Origin of the sequence: Microcystis sp. LE18-22.4A (assembly GCF_027531105.1) — a bacterium.
Taxonomy (GTDB): Bacteria; Cyanobacteriota; Cyanobacteriia; order Cyanobacteriales; family Microcystaceae; genus Microcystis; species Microcystis aeruginosa.
Genome location: NZ_JAPZRB010000046.1, coordinates 1 through 15,075 on the forward strand (window position 1 = coordinate 1; position 15,075 = coordinate 15,075).

13 protein-coding genes are annotated in these 15,075 nt (G+C 45.3%); 6 read left to right on the forward strand and 7 right to left on the reverse strand.

Translation table 11 applies throughout. From position 1 onward, the window contains the following. Positions 1 to 178: 178 nt before the first annotated feature. From O9295_RS02025 to rpmH, 5 genes are all read right to left on the reverse strand, one after another. Positions 179 to 673 carry a Jag family protein gene (locus tag O9295_RS02025; RefSeq protein ID WP_288031269.1) on the reverse strand — a complete coding sequence of 165 codons (495 nt, stop codon included), beginning with the start codon at positions 671 to 673 and terminating at the stop codon, positions 179 to 181. Further along, positions 673 to 1,821: a membrane protein insertase YidC gene (gene yidC, locus O9295_RS02030; RefSeq protein WP_288031271.1), complete on the reverse strand. Its 1,149-nt coding sequence runs from the start codon at positions 1,819 to 1,821 to the stop codon at positions 673 to 675. The genes O9295_RS02025 and yidC overlap by 1 nt, the downstream gene beginning before the upstream one ends. 84 nt (positions 1,822 to 1,905) lie before the next feature. After that, positions 1,906 to 2,301 carry a PH domain-containing protein gene (locus O9295_RS02035; protein WP_002763099.1) on the reverse strand — a complete coding sequence of 132 codons (396 nt, stop codon included), beginning with the start codon at positions 2,299 to 2,301 and terminating at the stop codon, positions 1,906 to 1,908. Beyond that, entirely contained in the window at positions 2,291 to 2,653 is a 363-nt protein-coding gene (rnpA, locus tag O9295_RS02040; protein WP_147069143.1) for a ribonuclease P protein component, read from the reverse strand. The genes O9295_RS02035 and rnpA overlap by 11 nt, the downstream gene beginning before the upstream one ends. A 26-nt stretch (positions 2,654 to 2,679) precedes the next feature. After that, the gene (gene rpmH, locus O9295_RS02045; protein WP_002739276.1) at positions 2,680 to 2,817 is read right to left on the reverse strand and encodes a 50S ribosomal protein L34; all 138 of its coding nucleotides are present in this window, start codon (positions 2,815 to 2,817) and stop codon (positions 2,680 to 2,682) included. 90 nt (positions 2,818 to 2,907) lie between these two features. Between rpmH and O9295_RS02050 the strand changes: the two genes are divergently transcribed. Both O9295_RS02050 and O9295_RS02055 read left to right on the forward strand, forming a co-directional pair. Next, on the forward strand, positions 2,908 to 4,872 hold the full coding sequence (locus O9295_RS02050; RefSeq protein ID WP_288031273.1) for an amylo-alpha-1,6-glucosidase: 1,965 nt from the start codon (positions 2,908 to 2,910) through the stop codon (positions 4,870 to 4,872). Between the two features lie 90 nt (positions 4,873 to 4,962). Next, positions 4,963 to 5,604, forward strand: a complete 642-nt coding sequence (locus tag O9295_RS02055) for an HAD-IA family hydrolase (protein WP_288031275.1) — start codon at positions 4,963 to 4,965, stop codon at positions 5,602 to 5,604. 94 nt (positions 5,605 to 5,698) lie between these two features. On the opposite strand, the gene grpE is transcribed toward O9295_RS02055, so the two are convergent. After that, the gene (gene grpE, locus O9295_RS02060; RefSeq protein WP_190721736.1) at positions 5,699 to 6,421 is read right to left on the reverse strand and encodes a nucleotide exchange factor GrpE; all 723 of its coding nucleotides are present in this window, start codon (positions 6,419 to 6,421) and stop codon (positions 5,699 to 5,701) included. A 240-nt stretch (positions 6,422 to 6,661) separates the two neighbouring features. On the opposite strand from grpE, the gene O9295_RS02065 reads away from it, so the two are divergent. The 4 genes from O9295_RS02065 to O9295_RS02080 all read left to right on the forward strand — a co-directional run bounded on the left by O9295_RS02065 (position 6,662) and on the right by O9295_RS02080 (position 11,895). Continuing rightward, positions 6,662 to 8,677, forward strand: coding sequence for a GspE/PulE family protein (locus O9295_RS02065; protein WP_288031277.1), 2,016 nt, complete (start codon positions 6,662 to 6,664; stop codon positions 8,675 to 8,677). A gap of 131 nt (positions 8,678 to 8,808) precedes the next feature. Then, positions 8,809 to 9,909 carry a type IV pilus twitching motility protein PilT gene (locus tag O9295_RS02070; RefSeq protein ID WP_002797770.1) on the forward strand — a complete coding sequence of 367 codons (1,101 nt, stop codon included), beginning with the start codon at positions 8,809 to 8,811 and terminating at the stop codon, positions 9,907 to 9,909. 147 nt (positions 9,910 to 10,056) lie between these two features. Further along, positions 10,057 to 11,271, forward strand: coding sequence for a type II secretion system F family protein (locus tag O9295_RS02075; RefSeq protein WP_288031279.1), 1,215 nt, complete (start codon positions 10,057 to 10,059; stop codon positions 11,269 to 11,271). An 87-nt stretch (positions 11,272 to 11,358) separates the two neighbouring features. After that, positions 11,359 to 11,895 carry a hypothetical protein gene (locus O9295_RS02080; RefSeq protein ID WP_061432556.1) on the forward strand — a complete coding sequence of 179 codons (537 nt, stop codon included), beginning with the start codon at positions 11,359 to 11,361 and terminating at the stop codon, positions 11,893 to 11,895. 42 nt (positions 11,896 to 11,937) lie between these two features. Here the strand turns inward: O9295_RS02080 and O9295_RS02085 are convergent, their stop codons facing one another. Next, a complete protein-coding gene (locus O9295_RS02085) occupies positions 11,938 to 14,508 on the reverse strand; it encodes a TIGR03960 family B12-binding radical SAM protein (RefSeq protein ID WP_288031281.1) in 2,571 nt (856 codons plus the stop codon). Positions 14,509 to 15,075: the final 567 nt, after the last annotated feature.

Consider the following 15,075-nt stretch of genomic DNA (forward strand, 5'->3'; position numbering starts at 1 on the left):
TTGCGGGGATAGGGGGGAAAATTCAGGTACTTTTTCCCTGAAAATTAGGTAGTTGACCACCTGAAAATCGATCAAACCCCACACCCCACACCCCACACCCCACACCCTGCCCCCAGAAAAGCTTTTTCAGCAGCCCCTAAAATAAAAAAGAGGGCAGGTTTTACCCCACCCTTTGCTCTTATTTTAAACGAATTACTAATCGGCGATCGGGTTCCACGCCGCGACTTTCCGTGGTTAAATCGTTTTCTTCCTGAAAAAAGGCATGGATTTGGCGACGTTCCGCCGAAGATAGGGCTTTTAATTCTATTTCCTGTCCTGTTTGCCGCACTTGCGTCGCCGCTTGATTCACCCAGTCGAAAAGTTCTGACTGTCTTTGTTGACGATAGCCATTGATTTCGACAATATAGAACTGATGTTCTGCCGACTCGACACCAATATTCAGAATCGTATTAGCTAGGGATTGAATCGCATCCAGTCCCTCACCCTTGTTAGAGAGGAGAAGTTCCACTTGTTGGGGACTCAATTGACTGCTATCAATAATTAACCAACAGGAGGAAGGTCCAGTTCCCAATTCCTGCACACCAATCTGGACATCTGCGGGCATGGCCATCAACTTTAGCAGTTTTTCCAGCCATTGTTTAGCTTTCTCGCTATTTTGCTCCCATATACTCATTACGATGTTTTTTCCTTTTTCTTGCTAGAACGTTTTTCAAAGGGGAGAGCATCGCGGGATTTTTCCGTTTTTTCCTGTTCCGCTACCAATTTTTGCAGGTTTTCCGGTAAAGGTTCCCGCATCAAAATCACCGTTTGAATAGTTTGGAAGATGTTCGCGGTTAAGATATACATCAATACCCCCGCCGGTAAGGGGAAAAACAGGAACATCATACTAAAAATTATCGGGGTGATTTTATTCACCGTTTGCTGTTGTTGGGCTGCTCCCCCCGAAGGCGCGCCGGCACCGGATAACTCTTGGTTAACATAGATACTAATACCGAAAGCGATCACCATCGCCAAGATATCCCAGTGAATTTCACCATTCGCACCGGTTGCCCCAATTCTTCCCAGGGCCTCAATAAAGAGAAAACCCGTATTAGCGGCAATCCCCGGCACGATAACTTTAATACTGGCATCTCCGGGGGCTAAAGCGACGATGGAACCGTCTTCATTAACTTGCACCATTTCTTGCCCTTTAAGCACCTCGTAGGTGGGTTTTAGGTTATTTTCGGGTACTTCCGTGGCTAATTGGCCCAAAGACTTGCCCTGGTCGTTTTGGAGGTCGATTTTTACCTGTTCTCCCGGGGCGATTTTATTGCCTTGGGGTAAAAAAGCGGTGATGGGATAGTGGAGAGATTCGTCAATATAGACGTTTTGGGGTTTGGTGGCATAGGGTTGGCGCTGCACGAGGGCGATTTGTTCGGTTGGCAGCACTTGTAAATCGACGGTATAGTTAATGTCCGAGAAGGGGGAACCCCGCAGAGTCGCAAATAAAGCCAAAAGAATCGGCATTTGTAATAACAGGGGTAAACAACCCGCTAGGGGATTGCCCAACTCCTGCATTAATTTGCCCATTTCCTCCTGTTGTTTTTGGGGGTCATTTTTGTAGCGTTGTTGAATTTCTGTCTGTCTTTCCTTCATTAAGGGTTGAGTGATTCGCATTTTTCTCATATTGCGAATCTGGCCGGCGCTGAGGGGAAAGACGGCAAATCTCACCACCAGCGTTAAAGCAATGATGGCGAAACCGTAACTATGCACAATCCGAAAGAAAAAATCTAGGATTGGCAACATGATATTTGTGGAAATAAATCCGACTCCAAAATCCATGGGTTTAATCTATGCCTTCTCGTTTAATGGGGTTGCACTGTAACAAATCTAATTTATCGAATCTCGGCGATCGATTATTTTGTTTTATTGACTGATGATCGATTCTAGGGGACGACCGGTTTTATCGGCGACTCTTTCGGCAATATAGTCATGAATTTCCCGGAATTTCGGCATCGCGCGCATTTCTAAACGACTTCTATCCTTGAGAGTTACGACAATATCCCCCCAAATACCAATTCCTCTCGGCATTTTTGCCACTTTTGCCACTTCTGAATAGATAATATCTGTGCGATCTCGTCCCATCCAACCCCCGGTGATCGAAATCCGCCGATCGGTTATCTTATATCTTAACCAGATTGCCCGTACCACTGCCCCAACGGTCAAAGGTAAACAAATCACCGTAAATCCTAGCAGGATATTGATGATTAGGTCGCCGATGTGCGGACCCCCTTCATAAAAAGTTTCTTCTTTAATGCCCATGAATTATATTGGCCTTCACTAACAACTGCTTTAATTCTCGCAAAAAATGTTCATAATTGCACTCGATCGCCCCTGGACGGATAATGATTATCCCTCGCCATCCTGCTGCTATTTCTGGCAATAACTGCCGAATTACCGCTCGTATTTGCCTTTTTAGTCGATTACGAACCACTGCTTTTTTACTAACTTTCTTGCTAATCGAGATACCAAAACGACTGGGGAGAGGGTGATCTGGGCAAGAATCCTCTAAACTAATTAAGGTTAAGTGGGAACCGTGATAACGCCTCCCTTTTCCATAGACAGCTTGAAAATCCTGTCGATGTTTTAAGCGATGAATTTGGGGTAGTCCCACGAAAATTAGTCGGTTCCCAGAATAACCTAAACACTTAAACGATAGCGCCCTCTTTTCCGACGAGCTTTAATTACTTTGCGTCCGTTGACGCTACGCATTCTCGCTCTAAATCCGGAAGTGCGCTTCTGTTTGCGCGTGGTTCCTTCTAAAGTACGTTTACTCACTGCTGATTTTCCTCCTTAAGATAGAGTTACTCTATAGATATAAAGACACAATTTTCTATTATAACAAAATTACTAGGAATTGGGAAGCCCATGGTCAAGCTCCGTTTTGGTCGAGATATCTGTAATTGTCTCCCAGTGGCTGAAAAGCGCGAATGGTTAGTCACTAATGGTATCGGTGGTTTTGCCGCGGGAACTGTGGCCGGATTGCTAACTCGCTGTTATCATGGCCTCTTGATCGCTGCTTTGGCTCCACCGACGCAAAGAACGCTTCTTGTGACTAAAATCGATGAATCGGTACAATATAACCAGAAAATTTATCATCTGGCCAGCAATCGCTGGTTAGGTGCTACGATCGAACCGCAAGGCTATATTAATATCGAAAGTTTTCATCTGGAAGGCACAATTCCCGTCTGGACTTTTATCTGCGGGGATGCCTTACTAGAAAAGCGCATTTGGATGGAACAGGGAGAAAATACCACCTATACTCACTATACCTACCGTCGTGGCAATTCTCCCCTAACTCTCAATCTGACTGCTTTTGTCAATTATCGTGATTTTCACGGCAATACCCAGGGTTTTAACTGGCAAATGGCTATTAGTCCCCTGGAAAAAGGAGTAAGAGTGATTGCATATAACCATGCTGTACCTTTTTATCTATTAATCAGTCAAGGACAGGTTTTTCCCGCTCATATCTGGTATTATCGCTTTGATTTGGCCGTGGAACGTTATCGTGGTTTAATCGATCGAGAAAATCATCTCCATGGGGCTAGTTTTTCGGCTACTCTTAAAGTGGGAGAATCGGTGACAATTGCCGCTAGTACCCGTCCCGATCCGAATTTAAACGGTCAATCTTCTCTAGAGTCTCGCTATCGCTACGAGAATAGTCTGATTAATCCCCAGCAGCCGCCATGGATTCAACAACTTACCCTCGCTGCCGACCAGTTTATCGTTAGTCGTCCTCTCCGGGATCAACCGGAGGGCAAAACAATTATCGCGGGTTATCCTTGGTTTGGTGATTGGGGTCGCGATACGATGATCTCCCTAAGAGGATTAACTTTGACTACAGGCAGACCTGCGATCGCGCGTCAGATTTTACTAACTTTTTCCCGTTATCTAGACCAGGGTTTATTGCCGAATTTACTGCCCGATGGGGGAGAAATGCCCGAATATAACGCTGTCGATGCTATTCTTTGGTATTTTGAAGCCATTCGTTCCTATTTTAACCAAAGCCAAGATTTTGAGTTTCTCAGAACTATTTATCCCGCTTTAAAGGAAGTGATCGCTTGGTTTCGTCGCGGTACTCGCTACAATATTCACCTAGATGACGATGGTTTGATCTATGCTGGCGAAGCGGGAGTACAATTGACTTGGATGGATGCCAAAGTTGATGATCGGGTGATTACTCCCCGCATCGGCAAACCCGTAGAAATTAATGCCCTTTGGTTCAATGCCCTCAAAATAATGGTTCAATTTGCCCATTATTTGGGCATGGATGCCACTGATTACGAAAAAATGAGAAAAATGACCCTAAAAGGGTTCTCTCGCTTCTGGGATGATTCTCTGGGGTATTGTTACGATGTTTTGGATACGGACAAGGGTAATGATGCCAGTTTACGACCGAATCAACTTTTTGTCGTGTCTTTGTCGGTGGAGGAGTTATTAAATTCCCCACAGAAAAGGGCTATTGTCGATATTTGTGCTTTAAAATTGTTGACTTCTCGCGGTTTGCGATCGCTAGATGCCGATCATCCTGATTACCTTGGCGTTTACAGTGGCGATCGCTTAAAAAGAGATAGTGCCTACCATCAGGGGACAGTCTGGGGATGGTTATTAGGGGCATTTATCGAGGCCCATCTGAAAGTCTATCGCGATCCCATCCTAGCTGAGAGTTTTTTAACACCGATGATCGACCATCTTCGGGATAGCTGTATCGGTAATTTAAGCGAAATTTTCGATGGTAATGCCCCTTTTACCCCTAGGGGCGCTTTTGCCCAAGCATGGACAGTGGCAGAGGTATTAAGGGTTTGGCAAGTGATCCGAGAATTTTCGCCATAATCCTTTAAAATGAGCAATTGTTAGGTGTGTTAGACCAGCTAAAGGACCGACCCTAAAAACCTCAGTCAGACCTTTATAGACAAAACTCTCATGGAGAAACCGCAAGTTATTTTTCTCGATGCTGTGGGTACTCTTTTTGGAGTAAAAGGCAGTGTCGGAGCAATTTATAGTCAAATAGCAGCTGATTTTGGGGTAGAGGTGGCGGCCGAGAGTCTAGAACAATCTTTCTTGGCTATTTTCCCCACTTCTCCCCCCCTAGCTTTTCCTAAGGTTGAACCGGCACAAATTCCCGAGTTAGAGTATCGCTGGTGGCGATCGCTGACTGGGGCAGTTTTTAATAATTTAGGTTATCTGGAACGATTTCCCGATTTTGAGGCTTTTTTTGGCGAACTTTATCATCATTTTGCCACGGCCGAGCCTTGGGTCCTGTACGAGGATGTCATTCCCGCTTTAAGACTCTGGCAGATTCAGGGGATCGAGTTGGGCATTATTTCTAATTTTGATAGTCGTATCTACCAAGTTTTGGCCGAATTAGGCTTAGAATATTTTTTTCGATCGATCACGATTTCTTCCCAGACAGGAGCGGCTAAACCCGATCCGGAAATTTTTCAAATCGCCCTACAAAAACATGATTGTCCCCCCGCACAAGCTTGGCATATTGGCGATAGTAAAAAAGAGGACTATCAAGGGGCAAAAGCCTTGGGTATAGAAGCGTTTTTAATTAAAAGATAAAAGCGAGAAAAAGTCTTTCAGTGGGAAGAGGGGATAGGGAGGAAACACATATCCCCTCTTCCCAAATACCTAAACAATTTTTGATGTGGAGGTGTTAGACTGATTCCTGGGATGGGATGGCAGTCGCTTCTGACTGAGCAGCGTTAGGATCTGTCTCTTTGGGGGCGGCCACTTTTACCAAAGCATGACGCAAAACATCTTCTCCGAGAGTGTATCCTCGCACTAACTGCTCGACCACCGTGCCTTCGGGATGTTCATCGGTGTACTCCCGCATCATCGCTTCGTGGTAGGTGGGATCAAAGGGTTGACCTTCCGGACGCATGGGGGAAACGCCTAAACGCTTGAGACTCTCTACTAAGATTTTATAGACCCCTTGGTAACTCTTGTGAATACCCATCTCGCCATCATTAGCAGGTTTAATTTGAGTACGGGCGCGCTCAAAATTATCCACCACGCCAAGAATTTCCATCAGGGTTTTGCCCTTGATTTTTGTTTCCAGTTCCTCTTTTTCCTTGGCTGTGCGTTTGCGAAAATTGTCGAACTCGGCTGCTAGAGTGATATAGCGTTTCTTGTAGGCATCAACCTGTTGGGTTTGTTCCTCTAACTGCTGTTTGAGAGTGTCGATTTCCTCTTGTAGAGCATCGATAGTCATTCCCCCTAGAAGGGAAAATTCCTCGCTAGAGGCTGCCTGGCTCGTCACCGTTTTGGCTTCATCGGTGACAGTGGCTTCCGATTCGGTTGTAAGGGATTCGGGGTAATTAGGAAAGGATTCTTGGTTTTCGTCGAAAATTACTGAGTTATTCGGTTCTGCACTCATAGTATACAATTTTATTGGGTAATTTGGCAATATATGACCATTTACTGCTAATTTTGGTCTTTAAGTACCAGCTAATAATCAAGGTTTAACCTTTAATGTAACATTTTGTGGACAAGATCCGTAACTGGATATAAGCGACCCCGATAGATAATCGGTGATCTAGAAAAATTTTTGCTAGAATACAATTCTCTCAGTAAAATTGGGAATATTTAAGGGTAGTGGAGAGGTTAAGAATCGTCTATGACATTTTCTTCCAAGAAAACCCGTGCCGTTGCCCTGCGCAATTACTTTTCGCCCTTTGGTAACAAGTTGGTGCAGTCGGGCTATATCGGTGCCGACCAGATGCAACAGGCCCTAGTGGAAACACGGAAATCGGGACGATCGCTAGTAGAAATATTACAACAACTAACCGGGCGCCCTTTGCCCCCGGATTTACAGCGACAGTATAAGAAAAACCAGTTATTTGAACTAAAAATTCTCTACGGAGTCGAATCGATCGACCCCGAATTAACCGATGTGGATGGACTGGAAATAGCCCGATTGATCGATTCTTTGATTCCGATCGATCTTTGTCGTCGCTATCGTCTCATCCCCCTGCGAAAGATCGAAGGAGAGCCGGCTGCGATTTTGATAGCCATGGTCGATCCCGACAACCTCGAGGCTTCCGACGATATTAATCGTATTCTCCGTCCCAAGGATTTAGGTTTACAGCGTTTGGTGATTACCAGCGAAGATTATGAAAGATTACTGGAAAAATTCCACTCGGCTCAATCGGAACTAGAACAGGAAAAAGCCCGACTGCAAAAAGAAAAAGACCTGGAAAAACTCTCGGATCTCACCGATATTGTCGGCAATATTGATGTGGCCTCCGGGGGTGCTAACGATGAAGTGGCCGATGATCTCGGAGAAGGGGACGCTAATCAAGCCCCCGTCATCAACCTCGTCAATAAAATTCTAGCTAAAGCCCTACAGGAATGGGCTTCCGATATTCACATCGAACCCCAAGAAGAATTCCTGAAAATTCGCTTTCGCAAAGATGGAGTTCTTCATCAAGCTTTTGATCCACTGCCGAAAAAAATTACCCCGGCGGTGACAGCCCGTTTTAAAATCATGGCCGATCTCGATATCGCCGAACGTCGTCTTCCCCAAGATGGTAAAATTCGGCGGATATATCAAGGGCGGAAAGTGGATTTTCGGGTTAATACCCTACCCAGTCGCTACGGGGAAAAAGTCTGTTTACGGATTCTCGACAACTCGGCTACCCAGTTGGGTTTAGATAAACTAATCACCGACCAAAAGACCCTGCAAATCGTCCGAGACATGGCCAGTCGTCCCTTTGGTCTGTTGCTGGTGACAGGCCCGACCGGTTCGGGGAAATCCACCAGTTTATACTCGGTGTTAGCCGAAAGAAATCACCCCGGGGTCAATATTAGTACGGCCGAAGATCCGATCGAATATTCTCTACCGGGCATCACCCAGGTGCAGGTAATTCGCGAAAAAGGCATGGATTTCGCCTCGATTTTGCGGGCATTCATGCGACAAGACCCGGATGTGATTCTGGTGGGAGAAACTAGGGACAAGGAAACGGCCAAAACAGCGATCGAGGCGGCCTTAACTGGTCACTTGGTCCTAACCACCCTACACACCAACGATGCCGCAGGTGCGATCGCTCGTCTCGATGAGATGGGGGTTGAACCGTTTATGATTTCTGGTTCTCTCTTGGGAGTCTTGGCCCAGCGTCTCATGCGGCGCGTCTGTACCGAGTGTCGAGTCGCCTATCACCCCACCCAAGAGGAATTAGCCCGTTTTGGTCTTGCCGCCGCCAATGAACGGGAAGTGACCTTTTATAAGGCTAATACCCTAACCCTAGAGGAAATTCAACAGGCGCGAAAACAGGGTAATCTTTGTCCCAAATGTAGCGGCAGCGGTTATAAAGGTCGCGTCGGGGTCTATGAGGTAATGCAAAATAGTGAACGACTGCAGCAGTTAATTAACCAAGGGGCAACCACTGATCGCATTAAGGAGACGGCCGTCGATGAGGGCATGGTGACACTCCTAGCCTATAGTTTAAATCTGGTGCGCGAGGGTTACACCACCCTCGAAGAAGTGGAACGGGTGACATTTACCGATTCCGGTCTGGAAGCGGAACTAAAAGCCAAACGGAAAAGCGGTTTAATCTGTCGTGGTTGTCGCGCCGAACTACAACCAGAATGGCTCGATTGTCCCTATTGTATGACACCGCGATTTAGTGATTAAGACAGTTTTTCAGTTATCAGTTATGAGATTTGAGTTTTAAGTAAGGAGTATTAAGTGAGTAGTCTTAAATAGCACTTTCCCAATGTCTTTTCACTGTTCACTGATTTTACCTTATAGATGGGGTTTAACTTATGGAATTAATGATCGAAGATTTAATGGAACAATTGGTCGAGATGGGCGGTTCCGATATGCACATTCAGTCTGGGGCGCCGGTCTATTTTCGCATTAGTGGCAAACTGTCCCCGATTAATGAAGAATCTTTAACCCCGCAAGATTGTCAGAAATTGATTTTTAGTATGCTCAATAATACCCAAAGAAAAGAGTTAGAGCAGAATTGGGAATTAGACTGTTCCTACGGGGTGAAAGGATTAGCAAGATTTAGGGTCAATGTTTATAAAGAAAGGGGGGCTTATGCAGCTTGTTTACGGGCTTTGTCCTCTAAAATTCCTAACTTTGAACAATTAAATTTACCTAGAGTAGTACGGGAGTTATCGGAAAGACCGAGGGGATTAATTCTCGTAACTGGCCAAACAGGTTCAGGTAAAACTACCACTTTAGCGGCAATTTTAGACTTAATTAATCGGACTAGGTCTGAACATATTTTAACTGTAGAAGACCCAATTGAATACGTTTTTCCTAATATAAAAAGTCTGTTTCACCAACGACAAAAAGGAGAAGATACCAAGAGTTTTGCTAACGCTTTAAGAGCATCTTTACGGGAAGATCCTGATATTATCCTTGTGGGAGAAATGCGGGATTTAGAAACAATTAGTTTGGCAATCACGGCGGCAGAAACCGGTCACTTAGTCTTCGGAACCCTACACACTAGCTCGGCAGCGGGAACAGTGGATCGGATTATTGACGTTTTTCCTGCTAACCAACAGGCACAAATTCGCGCCATGTTATCCAATTCTTTACTAGCAGTTTTTAGTCAAAACCTAGTCAAGAAAAAAAATCCTAAACCGGGGGAATTTGGTCGGGCAATGGTACAGGAAATCATGGTGGTAACTCCAGCGATCGCTAACCTAATTCGGGAAGGAAAAGCCCCCCAAGTCTATTCAGCAATTCAAACGGGAATGAAGTTAGGAATGCAAACCATGGAACAGGGATTAGCTAATTTAGTTGTTAGGGGTGTTGTCTCTTTGGAAGAAGCCATTTCTAAAAGCGGTAAACCCGATGAATTACAACGTCTTATCGCCGGGGCCGGCGCTAACGCTAAAGCCCGGATTTAATCCTAAATCCTGTTTAAAAGGTATAGGAGAGTGGGAAGTTTTTTCAGTAAACAGTAAACAGTGAACTGATAACTGATAACTGATAACTGATAACTGATAACTGATAACTGATAACTGATAACTGATAACTGATAACTGATTTGTCCTATGCCTAATTTTGTCGCACAAGTTAAAAACGGCTCTGGAAAAGTTTTCCAAGAGAAAGTTGAGGCCATGTCTCCCGAACAGGCCCGGACGATGCTGAAGGCGAAATATGCCGCCGTCGGTAAGGTCAAAAAAGTGGGGGGAGAGATCGATCTTTCCGGTTTAAAGTTGATGTTTGCCAGCATTTCCATCAAAGATAAAGCGGTTTTTTCCCGTCAATTTTCGGTAATGATTAATGCTGGTGTGGCGATTGTGAGATGTTTGGGAGTTTTGGGGGATCAATGCGGTAATCCCAAGATGAAAAAAGCTCTACAAGCGATTAGTGCTGAGGTACAGCAAGGGACTCCGTTATCGGAAGCGATGGCCAAACATCCCGAATGTTTTGATGAACTTTATGTCAGTATGGTCGAAGCTGGAGAGACGGGGGGGGTACTCGATGAAGTGCTGAACCGTCTCTCGAAACTTTTGGAAGATATGGCCCGCTTGAAAAACCAGATTAAATCGGCGATGACCTATCCGGTAGCGGTGGGAATTTTGGCGGTAATTGTGTTTTTCGGGATGACGATCTTTTTAATTCCCGTGTTTGCGAAAATTTTCACCGATTTAAACGTGCCACTACCAGCTTTAACGCAATTTATGCTCTTTTTAAGTGGTGTGATGCGTAGTTGGTTAATTTTAATTCCGATTGTCACCATTGTTGCCACGGTTTTTTTACTGCGTCGCTATTACAAAACCCCGATGGGTCGTCTACAAATTGACCACTTTTTCCTTAAAATGCCTCTTTTTGGTGATTTGAATGAAAAGTCGGCTGTGGCTAGATTTTGCCGGGTTTTTGGGACTCTGACGCGTTCTGGTGTCCCGATTTTAAGTTCCCTCGACATCGTTTGTAATACGGTGGGTAATCAGGTAATTGCCAATGCGATCGCTGGTGCCAAGGCGGAAATTCAGCAGGGGGGAATGATGAGTTTGGCCCTACAAAAAGCCAATGTTTTCCCAGCTTTGGCAATTCAAATGATTAGTATTGGCGAGGAAACGGGAGAATTAGATGCCATGATGATGAAAGTGGCGGATTTCTACGAAGATGAGGTGGAACAGGCCGTTAAAGCTTTAACCAGTATCATTGAACCCTTGATGATGGTTGGTATTGCGGGGATGGTGGGAACTATTCTTCTGTCTATGTACCTGCCCATGTTTAAAATCTTCGATGCGTTGGGATAAGTTGATCAGTGATCAGTGACTATTGCCGGTAGCTGGAAATCAGCAAGATTTGAATTTTCATCTCCTTTTATTTGATTAGGTGAATCTGTGTCTTACGAAACTTTATTAGCGGAATATAGCTGTCGTGAGGGGGCGATCGAATTATTGCGACAATATCGCCCCTATTTAGAGTTAATTCCTAGTATGCGTCGTCCTGAAGAGAGTTTAATTACTATTCCCTTGCCCTTGGTCAGAATTCGTCCATCTTCTGCCCTTGAATCTAGAAAGACGGTACAATTAGCTTGTGATTTGGCGATTCTGATGTGTGATCCGGAATGGAAAATTAAATTAGGTTCAGAAATCCTGATTTTTATCCATCGTCCGGGGGAAGATTTTTCTGATTTGTTGAAACGCTGGCGCGAAACACAAATATGTTTAGATAAAGAATATGAATGGTTAATGCCCCCCAGAGAACAACATATGTTTAGTGAAGGTGCAGAAACAATTCATCCTTTATTTGTGGTTTTTGATCAAACGGCCGAGAGAATAAAAAAGGGTTTAAGAGGGGCTTTTTTACCGATGGTTGTTCAAAGTTATCGGCCAGCTTTGATTGATGATTGCTTAGAATTAGTCGATCAAGATTAGCTGACTCTCTGGGGTTAGTATAAAGGGAACAGTTGACGATGGTTAAGTTCCTAAAATCAAGCACTGACGATGGCAATTAAGCAGCGAAATTTCCTGTCCAGAAACCCTTTCTAACATCTCGACGAGATGATCGGGCTGTAGTAAAGTGCCATCATTGCGACAACTGCCCACATAGCACAAAACGGCTTCCTTGTCAACAGTTTTTAACTCTAATTCATATAATTGTTCTCGCAGATTAATCGTGACTTTTTTGCCGGATTTGGTGGTTTTTTCCCGTTCCATCACCGTTGCTTGCTTAATCGCCTCGATCCAATTTTGCCATTGTTGGCAGTCAATTCCCTCACTGTTAAAAGTGAGCAAATACGCAGCTTTTTCTAACAAACGGGTGGCAGCGGGGGCATTTAAGGGAATTTCTTCCACCTGATAAACTGGTAAATCTGCGGGTAATTGTGCGCTTAATTGCTGTTTAAACCTCTCTAAATCGATCACTTTTGTCAATTCAAAATCGACAATCTCACCGCTACTGGTTGCTCCCAAGGATAAAGCATTGGCGATCGAAATGCGCGGACCGGGGTGAAATCCACCGGTAAAGGAAATGGGAATAGCAGCCCGACGGACGACGCGATCAAATAAACGCACCAGATCCAAGTGGCTAACTAAGGCCATTTCGCCAATTTTGCCAAACCAAACCCGAATTCTTTGGGCGCGTTCTTGATTGGGTTGAAAATGTCCAGCAAAAGCGGGAATCGCAGGCGCTTCAATAACGATATTATGGCCAAAATCGAGGCTACAAACGCCACAATGGGAACAACCCTCAAAAGAACAATCGGGGACTGTTGCCGCGTCTAGGGCGCGTTTTAAGTCCTCCTGTAGCCATTTTTTATCGATACCGGTATCCAGATGATCCCAGGGCAAAGGACGCTCTAAAATATCTTTGTCTGCATCGGCAAAAATATGCCATTCTCCCTGTTCTATCCGACGATATTTCCAAGTTAAACCGGATTCTTCGATCGCCTGTGACCATGCTTGATAGGCTTTTTCCGTATTATCCCACCAAGCATCCATCCCGGCTCCCAATTGCCAAGCGCGCAGCACCACTTTCCCTAAACTTCTGTCACCGCGACCGATAAAATCTTCCATAGCCGAGATGCGGACATCGGTATAATTGACTTTTACCCCTCTCATGCCTTGGAATTCCTGTCTTAATAACTCCTGTTTGCGGATAAATTCGGCCGTCGAGACGGAATGCCACTGGAAGGGGGTATGGGGTTTAGGGGTAAAATTCGAGATAGTTAGGGTAAAATCGAGGGGTTTCCGCTTCGGTAAACGACATTCCCGACGCAACCAACGCAGGGTTTCCGCAATACCGATGACATCGACATCGGTTTCCCCTGGCAAACCAATCATAAAATAGAGTTTGACCTTATCCCAACCCTGTTCGACAGCAGTTTTTATCCCTCTGAGTAATTCTTCGTTGGTTAACCCTTTGTTAATCACATCGCGCATTCGTTGGGTTCCCGCTTCCGGTGCAAAGGTTAAACCCGATTGACGATTGCCCCCAATTATGTTAGCAATATTTTCGTCAAAGCGATCGACTCTTTGACTGGGTAACGATAGAGATATATTCTCATTCTGGAGACGGTTTTTAATCTCCATACCCACGGCAGGTAGAGCTAGATAATCGGAGCAACTGAGAGATAATAAGGAAAATTCGTTATATCCCGTCGCTCGCATTCCTTTTTCAATCGATTCGATTACTGCTTCCGGTTGCACATCCCGCGCGGGACGGGTTAACATCCCCGGTTGACAGAAACGACATCCCCTAGTGCAACCGCGACGAATTTCCACCACCAGGCGATCGTGAACCGTTTCCACGAAGGGAACTAAACCGATAGAATAGGCTGGGATAGGAGTCGCTACCCGGCGTAAAATTCTTGGCGGTACATCGTCACGATTGGGGATAACTGCACCGATTGGGGTGACATCGTAGAAACGCGGCACATATACCCCCGGAATTTGGGCTAAATCTAGTAATAGTTCTTCTTTGCTTAGATTAGCTAGTTTACCTTCTTCTAAAATTAAACCGATTTCTGGCAATAATTCTTCGCCATCACCAAGGGCGATAAAATCAAAAAAGTCGGCATAGGGTTCGGGGTTAGAGGTGGCAGTTTGTCCCCCGGCAAAAATTAGCGGATAGTTACCCGATTCTCTTGCTCTCCAAGTCAAGGGAATTGCCGCTAGGTCGAGCATTTCTAAAATATTGGTGGCTCCTAGCTCATAACTGAGACTAAAACCCAGAATATCAAAATCGGTGAGGCAACGACGGGATTCTAGGGCAAATAAGGGGGTTTTTGTCTGTTTGAGTTTTTGGGCTAAATCCGGTGCGGGTAAATAAGTGCGATCGCAGAGTTGGCGGGGTTGAGCATTGAGGATATTGTAGAGGATAATATGGCCGAGGTTAGATGCCCCCACTTCGTACACTTCCGGATAGGTTAACACCCAACGAACCACAGCACTTGCCCATTCTTTATGTTTAGCGCCTAACTCGTTGCCCAAATAACGCGCTGGTCGAAAAATGTCGGGGGTAAGCAGTTGGTCTAAAGCAATAGTCACGGCAATCTACCTCAGATATCGTCAGCAATGGGTGCTTTTCTACTATAGCAGCCAGAATCGAGTCGGGAGACAGGAGACAGGAGATAGGGTTTTGGGGTGATAGGGTTTTGGGGTGATAGGGTTTTGGGGTGATAGGGTTTTGGGGTGATAGGGTGATAGGGTGATAGGGTGATAGGGTGATGAGACAGCTTCCCCACTTCCCCACTTCCCCACTTCCCTATCTACCCCACTTCCCCACTTCCCCACTTCCCCACATCCCCACAAACCCCCACCCCCCCCCCCCCCCCCCCCCCCCCCCAAACCCCCCAACCCAAACAAACCCCAAAACAACAAAAACGAAAAAAAAAAATCCCATAAAGCTAATAACCAGCGTTCAACATAATTGGCGGTTGTTTGGTTCATGGCGAGATAAATTAGCACACTAAGTAGGGTCTGCTGAAAAAGTTTTTCGTGGGGACAGGGTGTGGGGTGTGGGGTGTGGGGTGTAGGGTTTTACCGATTCTCATCTGGTCAATTACCTAATTTTCAGAGAAAAAGTCCCAGAATTTTCCCCCTATCTCTCCCACA